A 24,946-nucleotide genomic window follows, 5' to 3' on the forward strand; every position below is an offset into this window, starting at 1 on the left:
GGAGCATCCGATGGACCAGCCGGAGCCGGGAACGTCCCGCCGCACCTTCCTGACGGCGGCCGGGGCCGCCGCCTCGGCGAACCTGCTCCAGCAGGTCATGCTCGGGGCCGTGCCCGCCACCGCCGCGGGGCCCGTCCCCGGCGCAGCGGCGGCTGCGCCGTCCGCGAGCAGGGCTGGCGACGGGAGGACGGTGGCGATCCTCGGCGCGGGCCCGGCCGGCCTGGCGGCCGCGCTCAGGTTCACCGAGGCCGGCTATCGGGTGACCGTCCTGGAGGCCACCGGCCGGGTCGGCGGCCGCACCCTCACCGCCCGCCGGGGCGACCGGCGCACCGAGGAATGGGCCGACGGCTCGGTCCGGCACCAGACCTGCGGCTTCGACGAGGGCCTCTACGTCAACCTCGGTGCCGGCCGGATCCCTTACATGCACCAGCGGGTCATCGACCTCTGCCGCCGGCTCAGGGTGCCGCTGGAGCCCTACATCCACACCAGCACGGCCAACCTCTACCAGACCGACAGGGCGTGGCGCGGCGGCCCCCGGCACCACCGCCGGATCGTCAACGACACCCGCGGGCACCTCGCCGCGGCCCTCGCCGCCGTCGTCCAGCAGGGGACCGAGGCCGGGGACGGGCTCACCTCCGAGCAGCGCACGCAGTACGTGGGCCTGCTCACCCAGTTCGGCGCCCTCCGGGCCGACCGGACGTACACCGGCTCCACCCGCTCCGGCCTGGCCAAACCCCTGACCGTCCGGCAGATGGAGGAGCCCGCCGACCCGCTGCCCCTGGCGGACCTGCTGGCCAGCGAGTTCTGGAAGCACGGCGTCCAGCAGGACGCGAACCTGTACTGCCACACCACCTCGTTCCAGCCGGTCGACGGCATGGACACGGTCTGGCGCCACGCGGCCGCCGCGCTGCCGGGCGGGACGGTCAGGACCGACGCGCCGGTCTCGGACATCCAACTGGACGGCGACGGGGTGATCGTCGGCTGGACGGAAGGCGGCGCGGCCCGCACCGGACGGTTCGACCTCTGCCTCAGCGGCATCCCGATCCCGGTGCTGCGGCGGAAGGTCACCCTGCACGGCTTCTCGGAGGACTTCCGGTCGGCCGTCCAGGACACCCCCTTCGCCGCCGCCTGCAAGCTCGGCTGGCAGGCCGACCGGCGCTTCTGGGAGGGCGAGCGGTACCAGATCTTCGGCGGCATCAGCTGGATCGACCACGAGATCTCGCAGATCTGGTACCCGTCCCACGACTACTTCTCGCCCGCCGACAAGGGCATCCTGATCGGCGCCTACAACTCGTACGGGAGCGCCCGCACCTTCGGCGACCGCCCGCACGAGGACCGGCTGAGCGTGGCCCGGGTCGCGGCCACGAAGCTGCACGACGAGTTCGCGAGCAACGCGATCGTGCCCGACGCCCTGGGCCTGTCGGTCGCCTGGCACAAGGTCCCGTACCAGTTGGGCGCCTGGGCCGACTGGAACCCCAGGGTCGTGGAGCACAAGGCGCTGTACTCGACGCTGATCTACCCGCAGGGCCGGGACACCTTCATGGTGATCGGCGACCAGGTCTCCGCCCTCCCCGGCTGGCAGGAGGGCGCCTTGATGTCCGCCGAATGGGCCTTCGACTGGCTCCACGACGGCAGGCGGGGCGTCCGGCTGCCTGTCGAGCAGGTGCCGGACGCCAGGAGCCTGACCACCGGCGAGGGTTGAGACGACAGCCGGAGGAACGATTCAGCGGCAGGCGGCCCCGCGCCGGAGGTTCCGGTGCCGGGCCACCTCCGCGAGCACTGCCCTCAGCTGTCGACCCGGACGAGCACCCCGGTGCCGACGGCCCGCGCGAAGTCCGCGAAGACCTGCGCGGGGTAGCGGTGCGCGGGGCCGTCGGGGTTCTTGCTGTCGCGGACGGCCGTCTCACCCGGCATGCCGACAGCACATTCGAGGCAGTTGTCGCCGTTGCCGCCGCTGTATGTGGACGAACGGAAGGCGAATCCGGTGGCCTCAGCGTTGCGGTAGAAGGTCATTGATCTTGTCTCTCTGTGCGGTGATGAAGGCGATCGAGTCGTCGATACTCATGGCTTCAGCCGTGATCTCCGTGAACTTGGCCCTGTAGTAGTCGACATCGTGCGGCTCCTCCACCCAGAAGCTGCTCATCATTCCTTCGAGCAGAACGACATCCAGCTCGGGTCGCCGCGGAAATCCGATCAGCGAGTAGGACCCGGCCATGCCCGGATGAGCAGACGCGCCGATGGGCATGACCTGCACATTCACATTGGCCAGCCGCGCGAGCGTCAGGATTCGGTCAAGCTGAGGCCGCATGATGTCGGGCTCTCTGGCGAAAGCACACAAGGCCGCCTCATGCACAACCGCCCAGACCTCCAAAGGGTTCGGTTTAGTAAGAACGGACTGACGAGCCATCCGCACCTGGACGAGGTCCTCGACAGTGCCTACTACCTGGGCACGCAACCGTTCGATGATCAAGCGTGCGTACTCGGCGGTCTGGAACAGCCCAGGGATGAACGCGGCCTCGTACGTCTTGAAGGTGGCCGCCTCCGTCTCCAAGGTGATGAGATCAGTCGCAACTGGAGTGATCGCGTCGCGGTAGCTCAGCCACCAGCCGCGAGTGCTGCCCGATTTGGTGATCTCGATCAGGCCGGCTCGAAGGTTCTTGTCATCGCACGCGTAGAGATCCAGCAGCTTGATGACGTCTTCGACTTTCGCGGCCCCACGAGCGTTCTCGATGCGGGCGATCTTTGGCTGGCTCATCCCCGTGGCCTCGGCCGCTGCTTCGGCCGTCAGCCCCTGCTTCTCTCGGAGACGGCGAAGTTCGATCCCGAGTCGCCTCCGGCGAACGGTCGGCGTCAGCGCCATACTCTGCCCCTCCTGGTCTGTCAGTGGACCAGTCTGCACGGCACACAGGCATGCGCGCCACCGACAACTGACCTCTCGGGAAGCCGAAATGAGGTTCGATTTGAATATATTCAAGTTTCGCTGACTATGTTGCGAGCAAGGGTGACCAGGCCCCATGCTTCCTGTAACCAAGGAACTGCTCACAGTGACTGAGCAGGTGCCGCTCTGCCGCGCCTGCTTGCCTACGACTGAGGCGACCGCTTGCTGCTGCTCGTACTGGCACTTCGCGCCCAGCATTCACCCCACCAGCCACCGGCCAGGAGGATCCGCCATGCCCCAGAACCGCTTCCGCCTACCCGCGTCCGAGTCGTCCGTCGCCGTCGCCCGAAGACTCGCCGTGGCCCAACTGGGTACCTGGTTGGGGGAACTGGATCCGGACGACCGGGCGGTCATCGAACTGCTGGTCTCCGAACTGGTGACCAACGCGGTGCGGTACGGCAAGGCGGAGACCACCACCGTCGAACTCATCGGCACCGAGGACGGCACGGTCGTCCTCACGGTCGAGGACGCCAATCCGACCGAACCGCAGCAGCGCGAGCCCGAGGCGGAGGACGAGGGCGGACGCGGGTTGCTCCTGGTCGACGCGTTGGCGCTGCGACGGGGCTCCATCCGGCTGAACTCCGGGAAGAAGACGTGGGTGGAAGTGCAGTTGGCAAAGGAGAGCGCGACCCGGCTCCGGGCCTTGGCCGTCCCGCGTCCGGCCACCAACTCCCTTCCCGGGCCGGCCGATCCTCCCGACCGCCTACCGTCGCAGCTCCTCGACCACCGCATCCGTGCGCTCAGGCCCAGACCCGGCGTCGGCGATCTCGGCGGCCACCTCCCGCCCCTCGGCCGGTACCGGTGCAAGGCTTGGGTGGCGACAGCGAGGGCGACGACCGCCGGGGGCCGGCCGTGAGCAGGAACAGCGTCCCGCCGCCGGCGCCCGTCACCGTCGAGATCGAGGACGTGACGCCGCCCGCGACCTTCGAGCATCTCGCCGACGCCCTGGCCGCGCTGTGGAGTTCGCTGCGTACGCTGCCGCTCGGAGCCACCCAGTACGACGCCTACCAGTACTTCCTGACCCGCCCGAACGCCGTCCAGCGGGTCACCGAACACCTCGACCGGGACGGCGAGTTGGTCCTGTCGTTCCGGATGGAGGGCCGCCTGCACGCGGTCCGGGTCAGCCCGACCCGGGCCTAGCAGGGCAGCGGGCCGGCGGGGAGGCCCGCCCTCCCCGCCGGCCGGTAGCCCTACTGCCCGCCACTCTCCGTCCGGCCAGCCCCGGTGGCCGTCACGACCGCCGGGAGACCCTCCGACGACCGCCCCACCGCGCGCAAGTGGGCCTGGTGGGCGTCCCGGGCTTCGAAGAGGACGTCCGCGCGCAGCGGATCGGAGACGTCCATCCGCTCGGCCACCGCCACGGCCTCCTCCAGGAACGCCGGCCACTGCTCCGGCCGCGCCCAGCGCTTCAGGCCGCTGCTGGACGCCACCAGTGCCCGGGAGAGCTTCGGCAGGTAGGCGGCCGGGCTCACCGAGGCCATCAGGCGGAAGGCCCGCAGCTCCACCATCGGGCTGAGCCGGCCCTCGTCCAGCAGCAGCACCCGGGTCCGCAGCACCATGTCGTGATTCATTCATCCCCCTCGTCGCCCCCACCCCGAGGCCGTACCCGCCGACGCCAGGGCAGCGCGACGGACGCACCGGCCTCTCCGGGAGGAGAAGGCGGCACGTGGGATCGAGGTGGATGGGTCGAGTCTGAGGGCCGGCGAGAGCCCGGACAAGATCGGACCGACGTGCTCTCGGTCCTACCGCAAGACCCCGCTGACAAGGCATGATTGGACTCGACACGCTGCCGGATGGCGCCCGGAGGCAGCGAGGCAGACCCCCGCCACGGCCCACGGGGCCCGTGCAGGGCGGCGCGATGTCCGGTCTTCGGCATCAAGCCCGCGCCGGTCGCGCCAGCCTGCCCCTCTTGATGCGGACGGGCAGATACCGGTGGCGTACGCGCCTGCGCAGGGCCCTGCCGTGGTTCCTGCTGGAGCGCGGGTTCGCAGCGAAGGGGAAGCGGGACTGCGGCGCGCACGAGTGGTACAACCGGGACGGCGTGACCGCCCGCTGTTACCACTGCGATGCCGGCAGGAAGCCCTGGACCTCCGCACCCGGATCGCCCCCGACGGTGGCCCCGGCGGGCACCTGAGCCGGCGGCACCAGCCACTCGCCCGGCGGAGCAACGTCACCGCCTTCCGAGGCGCCCGAAGGGTGACACCGACCGGTCGCGGTGGAGGCGAGCGCGGCTCAGGAGGCCCAGGTACGCCCTGAGGGCGGCGGCGGCGAGGGCAGCCGAGGCGAGAGTCAGACCGGCCACCAGCATCGGGTTGACCCAGGACGGGACCAGCTCGCCGCCTGGGCCGCAGCGCATGCTCAGCGGGAAAGTCCGGGTGGTGATCCGATCTGCTGGAAAGCCTCGGGCGTTGCAGTACTCGCTGGCTGACATCCACCCGGGACCTGACATCAGGCCGGTGCTGGCCGCCCAGTACGCCGCGGTGAGCCCCAGCAGGGACAGTCGGAGGAGCGTTCCGGCGTCGAGGGGCGGCCGCGATTCGCCACGGGCACGCAGTACCCGGCGCACGACCACGAGGGCACCGATCAGGAAGAGGACCGGTGCGACAACCGGGCCGACGAAGGCGAGGCAGCCGACGATCGCGCCGGCGTCGTCGTCGACGGAAGCCGTCTGGAGCAGAGAGAGCGCTTGGGACACGGACCGGTGGACGCACCACCGGTGCCGAGCGGTTCCCTGAGCAGGGCAGACGGCGCCCATCGAGGCTCCGTCCTCCACGGTCGACGACGGGCACCGGGTAACGAGTGATGCAGGGGAACCTCCAGCTCCCTTGATACCCGCGCTTAGCGTTCACGTCCATTCCATTGCAACGCAACGGCCGGGGTGCGTTGCATTATCCGCGAGACCATTGCAATGAAATAGCGGCATCTGCCTGCAGTGATGGGCTTTTTGCGCAACGACTGTGTTGCCAGGTCCGTGAATGCAACGTAGCTTTTCCTTCATCGGAAACAGCGGGTCGACGAAGAGCCCGCCTGACGAAGGAGACAGCGAGATGCTGAAGTTCGACACCCCCGCCCCGATCACCGCGACCCTCGACATCCCCGCCGGACGGATCCGCTTCATCGCCGCCGACCGCACCGACACCACGGTCGAGGTCCTTCCCGCCGAGCCCGGCAAGAGCCGGGACGTCAAGGCCGCCGAGCAGGTCACCGTCACTTACACCGACGGCGCCCTGCACATCGAGGCCGCCCCGGCGAAGAACCGGATCGTGGGCAACTCCGGGTCCGTGGAGGTCACCGTGCAGCTCCCCGCCGGCTCCCACGTCCGGGCGAAGACCGCCGCAGGCGAGCTGCGGGGCGTCGGACGCCTCGGCGATGTCACCTACGAGGGCGCGCAGGGCACCTTCAAGCTCGACGAGACCGCCGGCGCCCACCTCACCCTCCAGGCCGGCGACATCACCGTCGGCCGCCTCGGCGACCCCGCCCGGATCAGCACCCAGCAGGGCAACATCACGATCACCGAGGCGGTCCGCGGCACCGTCGAACTGCGTACCGAGGCCGGTGACATCACCATCGGCGCCGCCCGCGGGGTCAGCGCCGCCCTGGACGCCGGCACCTCCTCCGGCCGGATCCACAACGCCCTGCAGAACACCGGCGCCCCCGAGCTGACCGTCCACGCGACCACCGCCTACGGCGACATCACCGCCCGCAGCCTCTGAACCCGCAGTCTCCGCCCGCCCCCAGCCTCCCGAAGGAGCGACTTCTCATGACCAACCTGGCCATCGCGGCGAACGGGCTGCGCAAGTCCTACGGCGACAAGACCGTCCTGGACGGCATCGACCTCACCGTCCCCCGCGGCACCGTCCTCGCCCTGCTCGGCCCCAACGGCGCCGGCAAGACCACCACCGTCAACATCCTCTCCACCCTCATCACCGCCGACGGCGGCCAGGCCCACGTCGGCGGCCACGACCTCACCACCCACCCCCAGGCGGTACGCGCCACCATCGGCGTCACCGGCCAGTTCTCCGCCGTCGACGGCCTCATCACCGGCGAGGAGAACATGCTCCTGATGGCCGACCTGCACCACCTCACCAAGACCGAAGGACGCCGGACCGCAGCCGACCTCCTGGAGCGCTTCGACCTCACCGACGCCGCGAAGAAGCCCGCCTCCACCTACTCCGGCGGCATGAAACGCCGCCTGGACATCGCCATGACCCTGGTCGGCAACCCGCGGATCATCTTCCTGGACGAGCCCACCACCGGCCTCGACCCCCGCAGCCGCCACACCATGTGGCAGATCATCCGCGACCTCGTCGCCGCCGGCACCACCGTCCTGCTCACCACCCAGTACCTGGAAGAGGCCGACCAGCTCGCCGACCGCATCGCCGTCCTCAACAACGGAAAGATCGCCGCCGAAGGCACCGCCGACCAACTCAAGCGCCAGATCCCCGGCGGCCACGTCCGCCTGCGCTTCACCGACCCCGACACCTACCGGCGCGCCACCCTCGCCCTGCCCGACGCCGCCCGCGACGACGACGCCCTGACCCTGCGAAACCCCGGCGACGGCAGCCAACGCCACCTGCGCACCCTCCTCGACCACCTCGACACCGCCGCCGTCGAGGCCGACGAACTCACCGTCCACACCCCCGACCTCGACGACGTCTTCCTCGCCCTCACCGACACCACCCCCAACACCCCCAACACCCCCAAGCCCACCGTCCCCGGCCAGGCCGGCCGCGACAACCAGACCCAGGAGAACGCCCGATGAGCACCCTCACCCTCGCCGTCCGCGACTCCCGCACCATGCTGCGCCGCAACCTCCTGCACGCCCGCCGCTACCCCTCCCTCACCCTCAACCTGCTGCTCACCCCCGTGATGCTGCTCCTGCTCTTCGTCTACATCTTCGGCAACACCATGAGCGCGGGCCTGGGCCCCGGCGGCGGCGGCCGCTCCGCCTACATCGCCTACGTCGTCCCCGGCATCCTGCTCATGACCATCGGCAGCAGCGTCATCGGCGCAGCCGTCTCCGTCGCCACCGACATGAACGAGGGCATCATCGCCGGCTTCCGCACCATGGCCATCCACCGCCCCTCCGTCCTGATCGGACACGTCACCGGCAGCGTCCTGCAGTCCGTCACCGGCGTCGTCCTCGTCGGCGCCGTCGCCCTCGCCATCGGCTTCCGCCCCACCCACGCCACCGCCCCGGAATGGCTCGCCGCCCTCGCCCTGATCATCCTCTTCGCCACCGCCCTCACCTGGATCGCCGTCGGCATGGGCCTCGCCAGCCCCAACGCCGAAGCCGCAAGCAACAGCGCCATGCCCCTGATCCTGCTGCCCCTCATCTCCAGCGCCTTCACCCCCCTGCACTCCATGCCCGGCTGGTTCCAACCCATCGCCCAGTACCAGCCCTTCACCCCCGCCATCGAAACCCTCCGCGGCCTGCTCCTGGGCACCCCCATCGGCAACAACGGCTGGCTCACCATCGCCTGGTCCCTCACCCTCACCGCCCTCGGCTACCGCTGGTCCACCACCACCTTCAACCGCGACCCCAAGTAACCACGGTGACGACGCGGGCCTCTCCCGCTCCCCCACACCGCACCCCACCCGACCCCGCCCCAGGACGGCGCACCCCGACACCACGTCGGCCCGCGCCGGCCCGGGGCGGACGGCTGTCCGGGGACGGGGACGCACTCCGGGGCAGCGGCCCGGGCGGAGCCGCAACGGCGGTACGACCCGCCGCGCCGCCCTCAGGCCGCCGCGCGCCCGTCGAGCTGCTCGATGGTGGCGATGGACGGCCGGCGGGTGCGCCGCAGCCCGCGGGCGACGTCCTCGGCGTCGCGCAGGACGCGGACGGCGTTGTGCCAGGTGAGCTTGGCGAGGTCGGCCGCCGACCAGCTCCGGTGGAGCAGCTCGGCGATCAGGTTCGGGTAGCCGGCGACGTCGTCCAGGCCGGCCGGGACGAACGCGGTGCCGTCGAAGTCGCCGCCGATGCCGATGTGGTCGATGCCGGCCACCTCGCGCATGTGGTCCAGGTGGTCGGCGACGGTGGCGGGGGTGGCGACCGGGCGGGGGCTGGCCGCCTCGAAGGCGCGCTGGCGGTCCATCGCGGCCGGGGTGGTCTCCAGCGGGTGGAACCCGTGGGCGCGCATGTTCTCGTCGGCGGCGAGGGTCCACTCGATGGCGGCGGGCAGGATGAACTTGGGGACGAAGGTGGCCATCGCCAGGCCGCCGTTGCCGGGCAGCTGGGCGAGCACGTCGTCGGGGACGTTGCGCGGGTGGTCGCAGACCGCGCGGGCGGAGGAGTGCGAGAAGATCACCGGCGCCTCGCTCACCCGCAGGGCGTCCCGCATGGTGTCGGCCGAGACGTGCGAGAGGTCGACCAGCATGCCGAGGCGGTTCATCTCGCGGACGACCTCCTCGCCGAAGCGGGTGAGTCCGCCGGCCACCGGCTTGTCGGTGGCGGAGTCGGCCCACGGCAGGTTGTCGTTGTGGGTGAGCGTCAGGTAGCGCACGCCCAGTTGGTGCAGGGCGCGCAGGGTGGCCAGCGAGCAGTCGATGCTGTGGCCGCCCTCGGCGCCCATCAGCGAGGCGATCCGGCCCTCCGCGCGGGCCGTCTCCATGTCGTCGGCGGTGAGGGCGAGCCGCAGCCGGTCCGGGTAGCGGTCGGTGAGCGCCCGGACGAAGTCGATCTGCTCCAGGGTGGCGCTGACGGCGTGGTCGCCGGCCAGGTCGGAGCGGACGTAGACGGACCAGAACTGGGCGCCGACCCCGCCCGCGGCGAGGCGGGCGAGGTCGGTGTGCAGCCGGACGCGCTGGTCGGCGGCCAGGTCGATGGCGTCCAGGTCGTAGCCGGCCTGGGCCCGCATCGCCCAGGGGAGGTCGTTGTGACCGTCCACCACCGGGGTCTCGCGGAGCAGCGCCCTGGCCTGCTCGACCAGCTCCGGGGCGGGCGGGCCCGCCGGGGCGGTGCCGGGCGTCGGAGCCCGGCCGCCGGCCGGCGCCGGTCCGTCGTTCTGCCCGTCGGCCTGCCCAGGGATCTGCTCAGAAGTCATATGACCTCTTGTATCCCGAAGAGCTACTTCCCGAAACCGAAGGCGGTGGAGCCCGCCACCTTGGCGCGCAGCTTCTTGCCCTTCTCGGTGGCCTGGCTGTTCAACTCGGCCTGGAAGTCGGTCATCCGCTCGGTCAGCTCGGGGTCGAACGCGGCCAGGATGCGGACGGCCAGCAGGCCGGCGTTGCGGGCGCCCGCGACCGAGACGGTCGCCACCGGCACGCCGGCGGGCATCTGCACGATCGACAGCAGGCTGTCCATGCCGTCCAGGTAGCGCAGCGGCACCGGGACGCCGATCACCGGCAGCGGGGTGACCGAGGCGAGCATGCCCGGCAGGTGGGCGGCGCCGCCGGCGCCCGCGATGATCGCCTTCAGGCCGCGGGTGTGGGCGTTCTCCCCGTAGGCGACCATCTCGCGCGGCATCCGGTGCGCGGAGACGACGTCCACCTCGTACGGGATCTCGAACTCGTCGAGCGCCTGGGCGGCGGCCTCCATGACGGGCCAGTCGGAGTCCGAGCCCATGACGATGCCGACGACGGGAGCAGCGGGGTTGCTCATTCGGTGATCGTTCCTCGCAGGTAGGCGGCCGCGTGGCGGGCGCGCTCGCGGACGTCGTCGAGGTCGTCCCCGAAGACGTTGACGTGGCCGACCTTGCGGCCGGGCTTCACGTCCTTCCCGTACATGTGGATCCGCAGCCCGGGGTCGCGGGCCATGCAGTGCAGGAAGGCGTGGTACATGTCCGGGTAGTCGCCGCCGAGGACGTTCACCATGACGGTCCACCGGGCGCGCGGGCGGGGGTCGCCGAGCGGCAGGTCGAGGACGGCCCGCAGGTGGTTCTCGAACTGCGAGGTGACCGAGCCGTCCTGGGTCCAGTGGCCGGAGTTGTGCGGGCGCATCGCCAGCTCGTTGACCAGGATCCGGCCGTCGCGGGTCTGGAACAGCTCCACCGCGAGGTGGCCGGTGATGTCCAGGTCGCCGGCGATCCGCAGGGCGAGCGCCTGGGCCTCGGCGGCCATCGCAGGGTCGAGGTCCGGGGCGGGCGCGGTGACCTCGGCGCAGACGCCGTTCTCCTGGACGCTCTCCACCACCGGGTAGGCGACGGCCTGGCCGCTGGGCGAGCGCACCACGCTCGCGGCCAGCTCGCGCAGGAAGTCGACCTTCTCCTCGGCCAGCACCGGAACGCCGGCCAGGAACGGCGCGTGCGCCTGCTCCTCGTCGTCGACGACCCAGACGCCCTTGCCGTCGTAGCCGCCGCGGACGGTCTTCAGGACGACGGGGTAGCCGGCGCCCTCGTTCGCGAAGGCGGTCACGTCGGCCGGGTCGGCGACCAGGCGGTGGCGGGGGCAGGGCGCGCCGATGGAGTCGAGCTTGGCCCGCATGACGCCCTTGTCCTGGGCGTTCACCAGCGCGTCGGGGCCGGGCCGCACGGCGATGCCGTCGGCCTGCAGCGCCCGCAGGTGCTCGGTCGGGACGTGCTCGTGGTCGAAGGTGACCACGTCGCAGTCGGCCGCGAAGCGGCGCAGGGTGTCGAGGTCGCGGTAGTCACCGAGGACGACGTCGGAGACCACCTGCGCGGCCGAGTCCTGAGGGGTGTCGGCGAGAAGTTTGAAGCGCACACCGAGCGGGATGCCCGCCTGGTGCATCATGCGGGCCAGCTGCCCGCCGCCGATCACGCCCACCACTGGAAAATTCGCCTTGCCCGGGAAAGTCACCCTGCAAGGATATCCGGGCCGGTGAGGACCGATGGACAGGTCTCCCGCGGGCCCCGGCGGCCGGGCGGCCGGGCGTTCCCCGGCCGAGGCCCTGCTGAGCCACATGGCTGAAGCGAGTAGCCTGGATCGCTGGGTCCCGGAGCACGCTGATCGGATCATGTGTGCGGTGGGTTCACGGAGTGCTGCGCGACCGCGCAGGTACCTCTCGTCCGCAGGCACAGGAGACAGCCGGGTATGACGACGACCGCCCCCTCGCGACCTTCCCTCAGCCAACGGCTGAGCGGCATCTCAGGTGAAGTGGTCAAGTTCGGCATCGTCGGACTGGTCGGCGTCGTCGTGAACTTCGGCGTCTCCAACGCCGTGCTGCACCTCACCGGCTGGGCGCCCGTGCGCTGCTCGGCCATCGGCATCGCCGTCGCCATCGCCACCAACTACCTCGGCTACCGCTACTGGGTCTACCGCGACAGCGACGCGGCCTCGCGCCGCCGCGAGATCACCCTGTTCCTCATCTTCAGCGGCATCGGCATGTCCATCGAGGTCGGCACCGGCTGGTTCACCAGGTACACCCTCGGCCTGACCGGCATTCTCGCCTTCAACCTGTCGAAGGTCGTCGGTACGGGCCTCGGCACGCTGTTCCGGTTCTTCTCGTACCGCACCTGGGTCTTCAAGGCGATCCCCGAGATCCCGAAGCCCGAGGAGGTGGCGCTGCCGCGCCCGCAGCTCGGCGAACCCGGTGACCTGGGCGCCGAGGGCCAGGCCGGCCCGGTCGCCGCCGGTCCCGTACCCGCCCCCGCCCCCGCCCCCGCCCCCGCCGAGCGGCTCGCGGCGCGCTGAGCGGCCCGGCACCAGGAGCACCTGCGGTCCGGTGTCCGCGCGCAGCGGGCCGGGTCTGACCCGGCCTGCACCCGGATCCGCCCGGGCTGTCTCCGACAGCCCTAGGCGTCCTCCTTGTGACTGCGCCCGAGGAAGAGCGCGAACACCGGCGGCCGCAGCGAGAGCAGCTCCAGCCGGCCGCCGTCCGCCTCGGCGAGGTCCCGGGCCACGGCCAGGCCGATGCCGGTGGAGTTGCGGCCGCTGACCGCGCGCTCGAAGACCCGGTTGCCGAGCTCCGGCGGGACACCGGGTCCCTCGTCCTGGACCTCCACCACGATCGTGGTGCCGGACGGCCGGACCCGCAGGGTGATCGTGCCCGCGCCGTGCATCAGCGAGTTCTCGATCAGCGTGGCGAGCACCTGGGCGACCGTGCCCGGCGTGCCGACCGCCGCGACCCCGCGCAGGCCGTCAATCTCCAGGAGCCGGCCGGTGCCGCGCAGGGAGGGCGCCCACTCCTCGACCTGCTGCTTGATCACCTCGTCCAGGTCGAAGGAGACCGCGGCCGGGCTGCGCGGGTCGCGCTGGTTGGTCAGCAGCCGCTGCACGACGTCGGTGAGCCGCTCGACCTGCTGGAGGGCGATGGTCGCCTCCTCCTTGACGGTCTCCGGGTCCTCCGCGACGGCGGTGATCTCCTCCAGCCGCATCGAGAGCGCGGTGAGGGGGGTGCGCAGCTGGTGGGAGGCGTCGGCGGCGAGCCGGCGTTCCGCGGTGAGCATCCGGGCGATCCGCTCCGCGCTGAGGTCGAGCACCTCGGCCACCCGGTCCAGCTCGGGCACGCCGTAGCGGCGGTCGCGGGGGCGGGGGTCGCCCGAGCCGAGCCGCTCGGCGGTCTCGGCGAGGTCGGTGAGCGGCCGGGCCAGGCGCTTGGCCTGCCAGACGGCGAGGGCGACGGCCGCCTGGACGGCCAGCAGGGCGACCACGCCGAGCAGCAGCAGCATGTTGGCGATCTCGTGGTCGACGTCGGCGCGGGACTGTTCGACGATCACCGTCTCGCCACTGGCCCCCTTGTCGACGGCCTTGAGGACGTGGTCCCCGGCCGGGCGGGTGCCGGTGGAGACCACCGCCTGGCCGGGGATGTCCACCTCGACGTAGCTGCCGTCGGTGACCTGGTTGGCGAACTTGTCGCCGGAGACCGGCTCCCCCGCCGCCAGCCGGTCCTCGACCAGGGCCAGCACCCGGGCCGCCGTCGCCTCCACCCGGTCCTGGGCGGAGTTGACGATGGTGCGCTTCTCGACCAGTGCGAGCGGGACGCAGAACACCACGACCACCACCAGGACCACGCCCAGCAGCGAGTTGATCATCCGGCGTTTCACGCTGCTGCTCCTGGGGTGGTCCGGGCCGGCCGGCCCGGGCTCGTACTCGGTCGTCCCCGTCCTGCGGGGCGGGGGCCCGGCGCCGGGCCCCGGCGGGCGGTCAGTTCTTCTCGAACCGGAAGCCCACGCCGCGGACGGTCGCGATGTAGCGGGGGTTGGCCGCGTCGTCGCCCAGCTTCTTGCGCAGCCAGGAGATGTGCATGTCGAGGGTCTTGGTGGAGGTCCACCAGGTGGTGTCCCAGACCTGGCGCATGATCTCCTCGCGGGTGACCACCCGGCCGGCGTCCCGGACCAGCACCCGCAGCAGCTCGAACTCCTTGGCGGAGAGGGTCAGCTCCTCCTCGCCGAGCCAGGCCCGGTGCGACTCGATGTCGATCTTGACGCCGTGCGCGCCGGTGGTCAGCTGGTCGACGTTGCCGCGGCGCAGCAGGGCCCGTACCCGGGCCAGCAGCTCGGCGAGCCGGAACGGCTTGGTGACGTAGTCGTCCGCGCCGGCGTCCAGGCCGACCACGGTGTCCACCTCGTCGGCGCGCGCGGTGAGCACCAGCACGGGGCAGCTCTTGCCGTCGGCGCGCAGCCGGCGGCAGACCTCCAGGCCGTCCATCTCCGGCAGGCCCAGGTCCAGGACGACGAGATCGACCTCCTCGGTGAGGCCGGCGGCCAGCGCGGCGGGGCCGTCCTCGCGGACGAGCACCTCGTAGCCCTCGCGTCGCAGGGCCCGGGCCAGCGGTTCGGAGATCGCCGGATCGTCCTCGGCGAGAAGCACACAGGTCATGGGGCGATCGTAGTCCGCCCGGCACTCCGCGTTGACCCTGTGAGGTGTTTCACAGAGAGTGATCATCTCCCGGAGTCCGCGCATGATCGGGCTTGACGGCACCCTTCGGCCCTTCATCGAACATTTTACTATTTGATCTTGATTTCCAAGGAAGATTCTCGCGTTTACCATCGATAGACGAGGCGAAGCGGTGGGGGACTTTGCCTTCTCCATACCTTTCCGGTGTGATTTGTCAGCCGATGTCGCCAAAAACGCACACGTACAGTGGTTTGGTCCCCGTCCAGTCCACCACCCTCGGCGGACGGGTCCCCCGCAGCAAGGAACCTCTACTCATGGCGTCATCGACCCTGGACGTCGGCGTACAGCGCCCGACGTCCCCCGGCGGCAAGACCTTCCTCGGCCACCCCCGAGGCCTTGCCACCCTCTTCATGACCGAGATGTGGGAACGCTTCAGCTTCTACGGAATGCGCGCCCTGCTGGTGCTCTACCTGGTCGCGGGCACCTCCGAGGGCGGGCTCGGGTACACCGCCGCCGTCGGCGCCGCGATCTACAGCGTCTACAACGCGATGCTCTACCTGCTCGCCCTGCCCGGCGGCTGGCTCGCCGACCGCTTCTGGGGCGCCCGCAGGACGGTGGCCGTCGGCGGCGGCATCATCATGGTCGGCCACTTCCTGCTGGCCGTGCCGTCCACCGCGTCCTTCTTCGCCGGCCTGGCCCTCATCGCCGTCGGTTCCGGCCTGCTGAAGGCCAACATCTCGACGATGGTCGGCCACCTGTACGACGGGCCGAACGACCCGCGTCGTGACGGCGGCTTCACCATCTTCTACATGGGCATCAACCTCGGCGCCTTCCTGGCCCCGCTGGTGATCGGCACCGTCGGCCAGAACATCGGCTGGCACTTCGGCTTCGCGCTGGCCGGCGTCGGCATGGCGCTCGGCCTGGGCCAGTACCTGCTGGGCACCCGCCACCTGAGCGCCCGCAGCGACGTGGTGGCCTCGCCCATCACGCCCGCCGAGAAGACCGCCGTGTTCCGCAAGGCGGCGCTCTGGGCGGCCCTGGCCGTGGTGTTCTTCGGCGTCGTCACGCTGTCCGGCCGGATGTCGGTCGACTGGGTGATCTGGCCGCTGTCGATCGCGGGCATCGCCGTCCCGGTGCTCTACTTCGCCCGGATCAAGCGGGACAAGGACCTCGACGAGGCCGAGCAGTCCAAGATGAAGGGCTTCATCTGGTTCTTCGTGGCCGCCGCCGTGTTCTGGATGATCTACGACCAGTCCGGCTCGACGCTCAACATCTTCGCGACCGACTCGACCGCCTCCACGCTGTTCGGCTTCGACTTCCCGTCCAGCTGGTTCCAGTCGCTCAACCCGCTCTACATCATGGCGCTGGCCCCGGTCTTCGCCTGGCTCTGGGTCTGGCTCTCGCGCCGCGGGAAGAACCCCAGCACCACCATGAAGTTCGCCTTCGGCCTGCTGCTGATCGGCGCGTCCTTCCTGGTCATGATGCTGGCCATGGGCGCGGCCGCCGGCGGCGCCAAGGTCTCGCCGCTCTGGCTGGCGATGGTCTACCTGATCCAGACCGTCGGCGAGCTGACGCTCTCCCCCGTCGGCCTGTCCGTCACCACCAAGCTGGCCCCCGCCAAGTACGGCAGCCAGATGATGGGCCTGTGGTTCCTCGCCGTCACCGCGGGCGACTGCATGGCCGCCATCATGCAGCTGCTGGTCGGCGACGCGACCGGCTCCACCTGGTACTTCGCCTCGCAGGGCGTGCTCGCGGTGATCGCGGGCATCGCGCTCACGATGTACCGCAAGAACGTGGTCCGGATGATGGGCGACGTGCACTGACGGCACGTGCACGCACCCACGCGTGAGGGCCGGTACGGATCCGTCCGTACCGGCCCTCCCGCGTACCGCGGCGGTGCGCCGCGGGTCATAGCTCGCGCACCCCGGCCCGCCAGACGGCGGCCGTCAGCGGCACCCCCGGCCGGTAGGCCAGGTGGACGTGCGAGGGCGCGTCCAGCAGCAGCAGGTCGGCCCGGGCGCCCGGGGCGATCAGGCCGACGTCCGAGCGGCGCAGCGCCCGGGCGCCGCCGGCCGTCGCCGCGTGCACGGCCTCGTCCGGGGTCATCCCCATCTCACGGACGGCGACGGCGACGCAGAAGGCCATCGAGCTGGTGAAGCTGGAGCCCGGGTTGCAGTCCGTGGAGAGCGCGACGGTGGCGCCGGCGGCCAGCAGCCGGCGGGCGTCCGGGTAGGCGGCGCGGGTGGAGAACTCAGCGCCGGGCAGCAGCGTGGCCACCGTCGCCGAGCCGGCCAGCGCGGCCACGTCCTCGTCGGTCAGGTGGGTGCAGTGGTCGGCGGAGGCAGCGCCCAGCTCCACCGCGAGCTGCACGCCGGGGCCGTACGACAGCTGGTTCGCGTGCACCCGGGGGGTCAGGCCACGCGCCACGCCGGCCGTCAGGACGGCCCGGGCCTGGTCCCCGTCGAAGGCGCCCTTCTCGCAGAACACGTCCACCCAGCGGGCGTACGGGGCGCAGGCGTCCAGCATCTCCCCGGTGACCAGGTCCACGTAGCCGGCCGGGTCCTGCGCGAACTCCGGCGCGACCACGTGCGCGCCGAGGTAGGTGGTCTCCGGGGTGTGCCCGGCCGCGATCCGCAGTGCCCGGGCCTCGTCCTCGACGGTCAGGCCGTAGCCGGACTTGCACTCGATCGTGGTGGTGCCCTGGCGCAGCGCCTCGCGGACGAAGCGGGCCAGGTTGGCGTCCAGCTCGGCGTCGGTGGCCGCGCGGGTCGCGGCGACGGTGGTGCGGATGCCGCCCGCCGAATAGGCCTGCCCGGACATCCGGGCGTTGAACTCGGCGGTCCGGTCGCCGGCGAAGACCAGGTGCGCGTGCGAGTCGACGAAGCCGGGCAGCAGGGCGCGGCCGCCCGCGTCGAACCGCTCGTCCGCGGCCGGCGCCGCGCCGGCCGGGCCGGCCCAGACGACGGTGCCCGCGTCGATCACCACGGCCGCGTCGGTGAGCAGCCCGAGCGGGCCCGTCCCGTGCGCGGTGTCGTTGGTGACCAGGCTGCCGATGCCGGTGATCAGGGTGCTCGGCGCCGCCGGGGAGCCCGGTGCGGTCGAGGTGCTCTGGGTGCTCACAGGAGCCCTTTCGAGGTGGTGGCCCCGGGGGCGGGCGGCGGGGTCGGCCCCCGCCCCCGGCCCCGGGGCGTCTTCAGGAGCTCAGCGCGGCGATCGAGTCGCGCAGCGCCGCCGGGACGTCCGGCACCAGCTGGTGCACGCCGTCCCGGACGATCTGCCGCCCGCCGACCACCACGTGCCGGACGTCGGCGGCCGAGGCGGCGAAGACCGCCGTCTCGGCGCCGAGCCGGGCCGGCGGGCCCGCGGTGCGGACCGAGTCGAGCGCGAGGACGGTGAAGTCGGCGAGGGCGCCCACCTCGATCCGGCCGGCCTCCGGCCAGCCGAGCGAGGCGTGACCGTCCTCGCTGCCGGCCCGGAGCAGCGCGTTGGCCGTCCAGTGGCCCCTGGTCCGGGTGCGCAACCGCTCGTTCAGCTCCAGCGCGCGGGCCTCCTCGAACGGGTCGATCACCGCGTGGCTGTCGCTGCCCAGGCTGACCGGGCAGCCGGCCGAGGCGAGCCGGCGGGCCGGGCCGATGCCGTCCGCGAGGTCCCGTTCGGTGGTCGGGCACATGCAGATGGTGGTGGAGGAGTCCGCCAGCAGCCGGATGTCCTCGTCCGTCAGGTGGGTCGCGTGGACCGCCGAGGTGCGCGGGCCGAGCACGCCGTGGTCGGCGAGCAGCCGGGTCGGGGTGACGCCGTGCGCGGTGAGGCAGGCGTCGTTCTCGGCGGTCTGCTCGGAGAGGTGGACGTGCAGCGGCGCCCGGCGCATCGACGCCCAGTGCGCGATGGTGCCCAGCTGGTCGGCCGGCACCGCCCGCACCGAGTGCACCGCCGCGCCGATCCTGGCGTGCTCGCGCGGCTTCAGCGCCTGCGCGCGGGCGGCCCAGGCGTCCGCGTCACCGTCGCTGAACCGCAGCTGCGGCTTGGTCGGCTCGGTGCCGAAGCCGGAGGCCAGGTAGCAGGTGTCCAGCAGGGTGATCCGGATGCCGGCCCGGGCGGCCGCCTCGATCAGCGCCTCGCCCATCGCGTTGGGGTCGTCGTAGCGGTCGCCGCCGGGCGCGTGGTGGAGGTAGTGGAACTCCCCCACCGCGGTGATCCCGGCCAGCGCCATCTCGGCGTAGACGGCGGTGGCGAGCGCCAGGTAGCTGTCCGGGTCGAGCGCGCAGGCGAACTTGTACATGGTGTCGCGCCAGGTCCAGAAGGTGCCGGAGCCGACCTGGACGGTGCCGCGCAGCGCCCGGTGGAAGGCGTGCGAGTGGGCGTTCGCCTGGCCGGGCACCAGCAGCCCCTCCAGCCGGACGGCCCCGGACGGGCAGGGCCCGCTGTCCGGGGTGACCTTGGCGATCCGGCCGCCGTCGACGGTGCTGATCAGCACGTCCCGCTCGACCACCGGGCCGTTGACGTGCGGGAGCCAGGCGTACTGCGCCCAGAAGGTTACCGACACGCCAGGTCCTCCAGTACGTGTGCCAGCGCGGCCACCCCGGCGAGGCAGTCGGCCTCCTCGGCGTGCTCGGCCGGGGAGTGCGAGACGCCCGTGGGGTTACGTACGAACAGCATGGCGGTCGGCACGGCCGATGCCAGGATTCCGGCGTCGTGTCCCGCGCCGGTCGGCAGTACCGGCACCCCGCCGAGGGTGCGGGCCAGGCGGTCGCGCAGCGCCTGGTCGAACTCGACGACCGGGGTGAACGACTCCCGGGTCAGCTCGACCCGGACGCCGTCCCGCCCGCCGTGCTCGACGGCCGCCGCCGTGATCTCCTCGACCACCCGCTGCAGGGTGGCCTCGTCGGCCGCCCGGGAGTCCAGCCAGCCCCGGACCAGGGAGGCGATCGCGTTGGTGCCGTTCGGCTCGACCGCGACCTTGCCGAAGGTCGCCAGCGCACCCGCCGAGCGGGCCCGCTCGCGCGCGGCCAGCACCGTGCTCGCGTAGCTGAGCATCGGGTCGCGGCGGTCCTCGATCCGGGTGGTGCCGGCGTGGTTGGCCTCGCCGTGGAAGTCGAACCGCCAGCGGCCGTGCGGCCAGATCGCGCCGGCCACGCCGACCGGCTGGTCCTCGGTCAGGTAGCGGCCCTGCTCGACGTGCAGTTCGACGAACGCGCCGACCCGGCCGAGCCGATCGGTGTCCGCGCCGATCGCGGCCGGGTCGTAGCCGGCCTTCTCCATCGCGTCCGGCAGCCGGGTGCCCCGGGCGTCGCGCAGTTCGAAGGCCTGCTCCCGCGAGAGCACGCCGGCGCTCAGCCGGGAGCCGATGCAGGCGACGCCGAACCGCGCGCCCTCCTCGTCCCCGAAGTTGACGACGGCCAGCGGCCTGCGGAGCTCCGCCCCGCGCGAGCGCAGCTCGTCCACCGCCGCGAAGGAGGAGACCACGCCGAGCGGGCCGTCGTAGGCGCCGCCGTCCGGCACCGAGTCCAGGTGCGAGCCGGTGACAACCGCGTCGCCGGCCTCCGGGTCGCCCAGCCAGGCCCACTGGTTGCCGTTGCGGTCCAGTTCGTAGGCCAGGCCGCGGCTCTCGGCCTGCTCGCGGAACCACGCCCGGCACTCGGCGTCGGCGCCGTCCCAGGCGTGCCGGCGGTACCCGCCGGAGGCGGCGGAGCGGCCCACGGGGAGCAGCTCCGCCCACATCCGGCGGAAGGAGTCCTCGCTCACAGCTCGTTCATGGGGACACGGACCCCGCGCTCGCGTCCGACCTCGTCGGCCCGGTCGTAGCCGGCGTCGACGTGCCGGATGACGCCCATGCCCGGGTCGTTGGTGAGCACCCGGCGGATCTTCTCGCCGGCCAGCGCGGTGCCGTCGGCGACGGTGACCTGGCCCGCGTGGATGGAGCGGCCGATGCCGACGCCGCCGCCGTGGTGGATGGAGACCCAGGACGCGCCCGAGGCCACGTTGACCATGGCGTTGAGCAGCGGCCAGTCGGCGATCGCGTCCGAGCCGTCCAGCATGGCCTCGGTCTCGCGGTACGGGGAGGCGACCGAGCCGCAGTCCAGGTGGTCGCGGCCGATCACGATCGGCGCGGCGAGCTCGCCGGACGCCACCATGTCGTTGAACCGCTCGCCGGCCTTGTCCCGCTCGCCGTAGCCGAGCCAGCAGATCCGCGCCGGCAGGCCCTGGAAGTGCACCTTCTCCTGGGCCATCTTGATCCAGCGGTGCAGCGACTCGTTCTCGGGGAAGAGGTCGAGCACGGCCTTGTCGGTCTTCGCGATGTCCTGCGGGTCGCCGGAGAGCGCCGCCCAGCGGAACGGGCCCTTGCCCTCGCAGAACAGCGGCCGGATGTACGCGGGGACGAACCCGGGGAAGGCGAAGGCCCGGTCGTAGCCGGCCAGCTGGGCCTCGCCGCGGATCGAGTTGCCGTAGTCGAAGACCTCGGCGCCGGCGTCCATGAAGCCGACCATCGCCTCGACGTGGCGGGCCATCGACTCGCGCGAGCGGGTGGTGAACTCGGCGGGCTTGGCGGCCGCGTAGTCCGCCATGTCCTCGAAGGCGACCCCGGTCGGCAGGTAGCTCAGCGGGTCGTGGGCGCTGGTCTGGTCGGTGACGATGTCGATCGGCGCGTCCATCGCGAGCAGCTGCGGGAAGAGGTCCGCGGCGTTGCCGAGCAGGCCGATCGAGAGCGGCTGCCTCTTGTCGCGGGCGTCGGTGGCGAGCTCCAGCGCGTGGGCGACGCTGGTCGCCTCGACGTCCAGGTAGCGGTGCTCGATCCGGCGCGCGATCCGCGACGGGTCGCAGTCGATGCAGATCGCCACGCCGCCGTTCATGGTGACGGCCAGCGGCTGGGCGCCGCCCATGCCGCCGAGCCCGGCGGTGAGGGTGATGGTGCCGGCCAGCGTCCCGTCGAACTTCTTGTTGGCGACGGCGGCGAAGGTCTCGTAGGTGCCCTGGAGGATGCCCTGGGTGCCGATGTAGATCCAGGAGCCGGCCGTCATCTGCCCGTACATGGTGAGCCCGAGGCTCTCCAGCCGGCGGAACTCCTCCCAGTTGGCCCAGTCGCCGACCAGGTTGGAGTTGGCGATCAGCACGCGGGGGGCCCACTCGTGGGTCTGCATCACCCCGACCGGGCGCCCGGACTGGACCAGCATGGTCTCGTCCTGCTTGAGCGTCTGCAGGGTGCGCACCATGGCGTCGTACGAGCGCCAGTCCCGCGCGGCCTTGCCGGTGCCGCCGTAGACGACCAGCTTGGACGGGTGCTCGGCCACCTCGGGGTCGAGGTTGTTCATGAGCATCCGCAGGGCGCCCTCCTGCTGCCACCCCTGGGTGGTCAGGCCCGTCCCGCGTGCGGCACGCACCTCGCGCGGACCACTGCCCGTCTGCTGCTGCACCATGCTGCCGGCCTCCTTGCGGATGGATTCATTCAGGGTTGATAAGACTGAATATATCCAAACATCCGGGTGGCGGCCAGACATCCACGGGGATCCGCGGTGAAGAGCCCTCTTCAGCCGGCGGCCCGGCGCGGGCCCGGCGGCGCGGACGCCCCGGGCCGGGCCCGGTCCGCGGTCAGCCGGGCGGGCCCGCGGAGGGCGGCGACGGGGGCGGCGGCGGGGGCGACGGCGGAGGCGCGGGCGGCGGCGTCGGCGGCGGGGCCCCGCCCCGCAGGGCGGCCACCCTCAGCCGGTACTCCTCGACGTCGATCTCGCCGGACGCCAGCCGGCCCGCGAGCACCTGCTCGGGCGTGGGCGGCGCCGGCGCGCCCTGCCAGTGCGGCGGCGCCGCGGCCGGGCCCGCGGTGCGGTGCGCGAGCGCCCGCCACAGCAGCACCAGGGCGCCGATCAGCACCAGCCCGAACAGCAGTGTGAAGATCCCCGGCACGATCCACGTCCAGGCCGTGTCGTGCCCGTCATGCCAGTAGTGCCTCATCTTGCTCACCTGTCACAGACCGTGGGTCAGGTGGATATCCGCACGGTCCAGTGTGCGCCCGCCGCACTGTGCTGCGCATAAGGGCGGCCGGCGCCGCGGCACCACGACGGCCGGGCGGCCGGGCGGCCGCCGGCGGCGGTGCGGCCCGGCGGCGCCCGGCCTCGGGGCGGTGCTACGCGGCCGTCTCGCCGTCCCAGTCGATGCCGATCTCCGCGAGCCAGCGGCGGTCGTCGGCGTGCGGGGCCGGGCGGGCCGGCTGCTCCTGGCGGGCCGCCGGCGCGGCCGCGGCGGCCGGGTCCGGGGTCCGGGGCGAGCGCGGGATCTCCTGGATCGGGCCCAGGCCGTAGCGTTCGGCGGCGGCGGCCGAGGCGGCGTCGGGTTCGATCACGCCGACATGGACGGCGCTCTCGTCACCGGGGTCGAGGACGATGAGTTCGGGCTCGGGCAGCCGGCGCAGGGAGACCCGTCGGCCGCAGGTGGGGCAGGTCCACTCGTCGGCGCCCGTACCGAGCCGGCCGACCAGCTTCATCTCGTGGATCACACGCATGTCGTGCACTCCCCCAGCCATCGGCGAGGGAGACCCCCGCCGTTCTGGTGGCCCCGTCAACAGGGCCTGAGGAGGGGATGCCCGGGTTTGGGCGGACTCACTCCCGGCGGGGCCGGTCCGGGGCCGGTCTACACCGAACTGTGCCCGGCACGGCCGCCGCCGGCCCGTACGCCCGCCCCGGGCACGCCCGGTGACGGTGACTCCGGGCCCCGCCACGCGCACCGGTCACCGCGGCCGCTCCCGCACGCGCACCCGTCACGGGGCCCGCCGCTCACTCCAGGAACAGCCCGCGGGCCGTCGCCGACTGCTCGATGCCCTCCAGCCGGGCCTCCGCGCCGGGCAGTTCGTCGCACATGGCCTGGAGCAGCACCCGGCCCAGCATCATCGGGGCGCAGGCGGTGTCGAAGACCAGCCCGGTGCCCACCGCCGCCGGCAGCAGCATGTCGGAGAGCTTGGCGACCGGCGCGAAGGCGCTGTCGGCCACCGTGAGGACGGTCAGCCCGCAGTCCCGCGCCGCGGTCAGAGCGTCCATCAGTTCGCGCGGGTAGCGCGGCAGGGCGAAGCAGAGCAGCGCGCTGGCCCCGGCGGCGGCGGCCTGCTCCAGCCGGTCGGCGAGCATCGAGCCGCCCTCGTCGATCAGCCGGATGTCCGGGTGCACCTTGGCCGCGAAGTAGGCGAAGCCGCGGGCCTGGGCCGAGGCTGCGCGCAGCCCGAGCACCGGCAGCGGCCGCGAGGCGGCCAGCACCCGGGCGGCCCGCAGGACCGGAGCGGGGTCGGCGAGGAGTTCGGCGAGGTGGCGCAGGTGGGCGATCTCCGCGAGGACCGCCTGCTGGTGCTCGTTGCGGACGGCGTCGTCCGGGCTCTCCGGCGCGGCCGGCTCCCCGGCGCCCAGCTCGCGCAGCTGCTTGCGCAGTGCCGGGTAGCCGTCGTAGCCGAGGGCGACCGCGAAGCGGGTCACCGAGGGCTGGCTGACCCCGGCCAGTTCGGCGACCTCGACGCTGGAGAGGAACGGCGCCTCGGGGGCGTGCCGGACGAGCGAATGGGCGATCCGGCGCTGGGTCGGGGTGAGCCGGTGGCCCTCGAAGAGCTGGAGCAGCCGGGCGGAGGGGCCGACGGGGCCGGCGTCGTCGGTGGCGGTCATCGGCTTTTCCTCCGGATGCGGGCTGTTCGGACGACTGTGCAGCAGTCTCGCCCCGTGGGCAAAGACGTCTCGACCGCCGGGACGGCCGCGGCCTCGGGGTGACCCTGATTTCTCCCTGAGCCGCCCCCGAAACCGGGCCCGTCCGGTGGACCCTGACGATCCGCCGACCTCAGAGTGGCCGGTATGGACACTCGCCAGGACGAACTCAAGAAGGACCTCGACGCCGCCGTGCAGGCCCGCAAGGAGCTCGGGAAGGAGTTCGAGTCCGAACTCGTCGACTCCTTCCTCGCCCGGATCGACGCCCGGCTGGACGCGCGGGTCGAGCAGCGGGTCGCCGAGCGGCTCGGCGGGTACGGGCCGGCCGGGGCGTACCCGCCGGCCGACGCGTACGCGCGGGGCGGGCCGCACGGGCACCCGGGCCGGCGCCGGGGCCGGTTCGGCGGCGCCGGCCGGATGCCGATGCTGTCCCTGGTGATGGGCGTACCGCTGTCCGGCATCGCCGCCGGCACCTCCGGATTCATGGGCCTGCTGGTGTGCTGGGCCGGCATCGTCGGGGTGAACTTCGCCGCCGCGCAGGCCGAGAAGCGCGAGGAGCGGGGCTCCGAGGCCGGCGCCCGGAGCGAGTGGGCCTGACGGCGGC

At 72.4% G+C, this 24,946-nt stretch carries 25 protein-coding genes; 9 read left to right on the forward strand and 16 right to left on the reverse strand.

Annotation, left to right across the window (positions count from 1 at the left end):
* Positions 1-10: 10 nt before the first annotated feature.
* The gene (locus J2S46_RS16145; RefSeq protein ID WP_191294757.1) at positions 11-1,702 is read left to right on the forward strand and encodes a flavin monoamine oxidase family protein; all 1,692 of its coding nucleotides are present in this window, start codon (positions 11-13) and stop codon (positions 1,700-1,702) included.
* Between the two features lie 83 nt (positions 1,703-1,785).
* On the opposite strand, the gene J2S46_RS16150 is transcribed toward J2S46_RS16145, so the two are convergent.
* Positions 1,786-2,013, reverse strand: a complete 228-nt coding sequence (locus J2S46_RS16150) for a DUF397 domain-containing protein (protein WP_191294756.1) — start codon at positions 2,011-2,013, stop codon at positions 1,786-1,788.
* A complete protein-coding gene (locus J2S46_RS16155) occupies positions 1,991-2,860 on the reverse strand; it encodes a helix-turn-helix domain-containing protein (RefSeq protein ID WP_191294755.1) in 870 nt (289 codons plus the stop codon). The genes J2S46_RS16150 and J2S46_RS16155 overlap by 23 nt, the downstream gene beginning before the upstream one ends.
* A gap of 310 nt (positions 2,861-3,170) precedes the next feature.
* Between J2S46_RS16155 and J2S46_RS16160 the strand changes: the two genes are divergently transcribed.
* Positions 3,171-3,794 (forward strand): ATP-binding protein, encoded by a 624-nt coding sequence (locus J2S46_RS16160; RefSeq protein WP_191294754.1) that lies wholly within the window; start codon positions 3,171-3,173, stop codon positions 3,792-3,794.
* On the forward strand, positions 3,791-4,078 hold the full coding sequence (locus J2S46_RS16165) for a hypothetical protein (RefSeq protein WP_191294753.1): 288 nt from the start codon (positions 3,791-3,793) through the stop codon (positions 4,076-4,078). The genes J2S46_RS16160 and J2S46_RS16165 overlap by 4 nt, the downstream gene beginning before the upstream one ends.
* A gap of 50 nt (positions 4,079-4,128) precedes the next feature.
* Here the strand turns inward: J2S46_RS16165 and J2S46_RS16170 are convergent, their stop codons facing one another.
* Positions 4,129-4,509 carry a hypothetical protein gene (locus J2S46_RS16170; protein ID WP_191294752.1) on the reverse strand — a complete coding sequence of 127 codons (381 nt, stop codon included), beginning with the start codon at positions 4,507-4,509 and terminating at the stop codon, positions 4,129-4,131.
* A 599-nt stretch (positions 4,510-5,108) separates the two neighbouring features.
* Positions 5,109-5,633: a hypothetical protein gene (locus J2S46_RS16175; protein ID WP_191294750.1), complete on the reverse strand. Its 525-nt coding sequence runs from the start codon at positions 5,631-5,633 to the stop codon at positions 5,109-5,111.
* 352 nt (positions 5,634-5,985) lie between these two features.
* Between J2S46_RS16175 and J2S46_RS16180 the strand changes: the two genes are divergently transcribed.
* From J2S46_RS16180 to J2S46_RS16190, 3 genes are read left to right on the forward strand one after another with little or no spacing between them, the layout of a single operon-like run.
* Entirely contained in the window at positions 5,986-6,651 is a 666-nt protein-coding gene (locus J2S46_RS16180) for a DUF4097 family beta strand repeat-containing protein (protein WP_307350320.1), read from the forward strand.
* Positions 6,652-6,698: 47 nt separating this feature from the next.
* On the forward strand, positions 6,699-7,700 hold the full coding sequence (locus tag J2S46_RS16185; protein ID WP_307350323.1) for an ABC transporter ATP-binding protein: 1,002 nt from the start codon (positions 6,699-6,701) through the stop codon (positions 7,698-7,700).
* Positions 7,697-8,488 (forward strand): ABC transporter permease, encoded by a 792-nt coding sequence (locus J2S46_RS16190; RefSeq protein ID WP_307350325.1) that lies wholly within the window; start codon positions 7,697-7,699, stop codon positions 8,486-8,488. Before J2S46_RS16185 ends, J2S46_RS16190 begins: the two co-directional genes overlap by 4 nt.
* Before the next feature lie 191 nt (positions 8,489-8,679).
* Here the strand turns inward: J2S46_RS16190 and J2S46_RS16195 are convergent, their stop codons facing one another.
* From J2S46_RS16195 to J2S46_RS16205, 3 genes are read right to left on the reverse strand one after another with little or no spacing between them, the layout of a single operon-like run.
* A complete protein-coding gene (locus J2S46_RS16195; protein WP_191289769.1) occupies positions 8,680-9,984 on the reverse strand; it encodes a dipeptidase in 1,305 nt (434 codons plus the stop codon).
* A 23-nt stretch (positions 9,985-10,007) separates the two neighbouring features.
* Positions 10,008-10,541 (reverse strand): 5-(carboxyamino)imidazole ribonucleotide mutase, encoded by a 534-nt coding sequence (gene purE / locus J2S46_RS16200; RefSeq protein ID WP_073924164.1) that lies wholly within the window; start codon positions 10,539-10,541, stop codon positions 10,008-10,010.
* Positions 10,538-11,629 carry a 5-(carboxyamino)imidazole ribonucleotide synthase gene (locus tag J2S46_RS16205; RefSeq protein ID WP_229912666.1) on the reverse strand — a complete coding sequence of 364 codons (1,092 nt, stop codon included), beginning with the start codon at positions 11,627-11,629 and terminating at the stop codon, positions 10,538-10,540. Before J2S46_RS16205 ends, purE begins: the two co-directional genes overlap by 4 nt.
* A 300-nt stretch (positions 11,630-11,929) precedes the next feature.
* Here J2S46_RS16205 and J2S46_RS16210 point away from each other — a divergent pair, with 300 nt between their 5' ends.
* Complete coding sequence (locus J2S46_RS16210; protein WP_191289768.1) at positions 11,930-12,529, forward strand: GtrA family protein; 600 nt, start codon at positions 11,930-11,932, stop codon at positions 12,527-12,529.
* 101 nt (positions 12,530-12,630) lie between these two features.
* On the opposite strand, the gene J2S46_RS16215 is transcribed toward J2S46_RS16210, so the two are convergent.
* Both J2S46_RS16215 and J2S46_RS16220 read right to left on the reverse strand, forming a co-directional pair.
* Entirely contained in the window at positions 12,631-13,881 is a 1,251-nt protein-coding gene (locus tag J2S46_RS16215) for a sensor histidine kinase (protein WP_191289767.1), read from the reverse strand.
* 100 nt (positions 13,882-13,981) lie between these two features.
* Complete coding sequence (locus J2S46_RS16220) at positions 13,982-14,656, reverse strand: response regulator transcription factor (protein WP_073924168.1); 675 nt, start codon at positions 14,654-14,656, stop codon at positions 13,982-13,984.
* 332 nt (positions 14,657-14,988) lie between these two features.
* Between J2S46_RS16220 and J2S46_RS16225 the strand changes: the two genes are divergently transcribed.
* A complete protein-coding gene (locus tag J2S46_RS16225) occupies positions 14,989-16,497 on the forward strand; it encodes a peptide MFS transporter (RefSeq protein ID WP_191289766.1) in 1,509 nt (502 codons plus the stop codon).
* Positions 16,498-16,582: 85 nt separating this feature from the next.
* Here the strand turns inward: J2S46_RS16225 and hutI are convergent, their stop codons facing one another.
* From hutI to J2S46_RS16260, 7 genes are all read right to left on the reverse strand, one after another.
* Entirely contained in the window at positions 16,583-17,794 is a 1,212-nt protein-coding gene (gene hutI, locus J2S46_RS16230) for an imidazolonepropionase (protein ID WP_191289765.1), read from the reverse strand.
* Positions 17,795-17,867: 73 nt separating this feature from the next.
* Positions 17,868-19,217, reverse strand: coding sequence for a formimidoylglutamate deiminase (locus tag J2S46_RS16235; RefSeq protein WP_191289764.1), 1,350 nt, complete (start codon positions 19,215-19,217; stop codon positions 17,868-17,870).
* Positions 19,208-20,392: an allantoate amidohydrolase gene (locus tag J2S46_RS16240; protein WP_191289794.1), complete on the reverse strand. Its 1,185-nt coding sequence runs from the start codon at positions 20,390-20,392 to the stop codon at positions 19,208-19,210. Before J2S46_RS16240 ends, J2S46_RS16235 begins: the two co-directional genes overlap by 10 nt.
* 20 nt (positions 20,393-20,412) lie before the next feature.
* Positions 20,413-22,086, reverse strand: a complete 1,674-nt coding sequence (gene hutU, locus J2S46_RS16245; RefSeq protein WP_191289763.1) for a urocanate hydratase — start codon at positions 22,084-22,086, stop codon at positions 20,413-20,415.
* 172 nt (positions 22,087-22,258) lie between these two features.
* The gene (locus J2S46_RS16250; RefSeq protein ID WP_191289762.1) at positions 22,259-22,618 is read right to left on the reverse strand and encodes an SHOCT domain-containing protein; all 360 of its coding nucleotides are present in this window, start codon (positions 22,616-22,618) and stop codon (positions 22,259-22,261) included.
* 172 nt (positions 22,619-22,790) lie between these two features.
* Entirely contained in the window at positions 22,791-23,165 is a 375-nt protein-coding gene (locus J2S46_RS16255; RefSeq protein ID WP_073924175.1) for a hypothetical protein, read from the reverse strand.
* Positions 23,166-23,436: 271 nt separating this feature from the next.
* Positions 23,437-24,306 (reverse strand): MurR/RpiR family transcriptional regulator, encoded by an 870-nt coding sequence (locus tag J2S46_RS16260; protein ID WP_073924176.1) that lies wholly within the window; start codon positions 24,304-24,306, stop codon positions 23,437-23,439.
* A gap of 183 nt (positions 24,307-24,489) precedes the next feature.
* Here J2S46_RS16260 and J2S46_RS16265 point away from each other — a divergent pair, with 183 nt between their 5' ends.
* Positions 24,490-24,939: a hypothetical protein gene (locus J2S46_RS16265; RefSeq protein WP_191289761.1), complete on the forward strand. Its 450-nt coding sequence runs from the start codon at positions 24,490-24,492 to the stop codon at positions 24,937-24,939.
* Positions 24,940-24,946 lie beyond the last annotated feature (7 nt).

The organism is Kitasatospora herbaricolor, from assembly GCF_030813695.1.
In the GTDB taxonomy this organism is placed as follows: Bacteria; Actinomycetota; Actinomycetes; order Streptomycetales; family Streptomycetaceae; genus Kitasatospora; species Kitasatospora herbaricolor.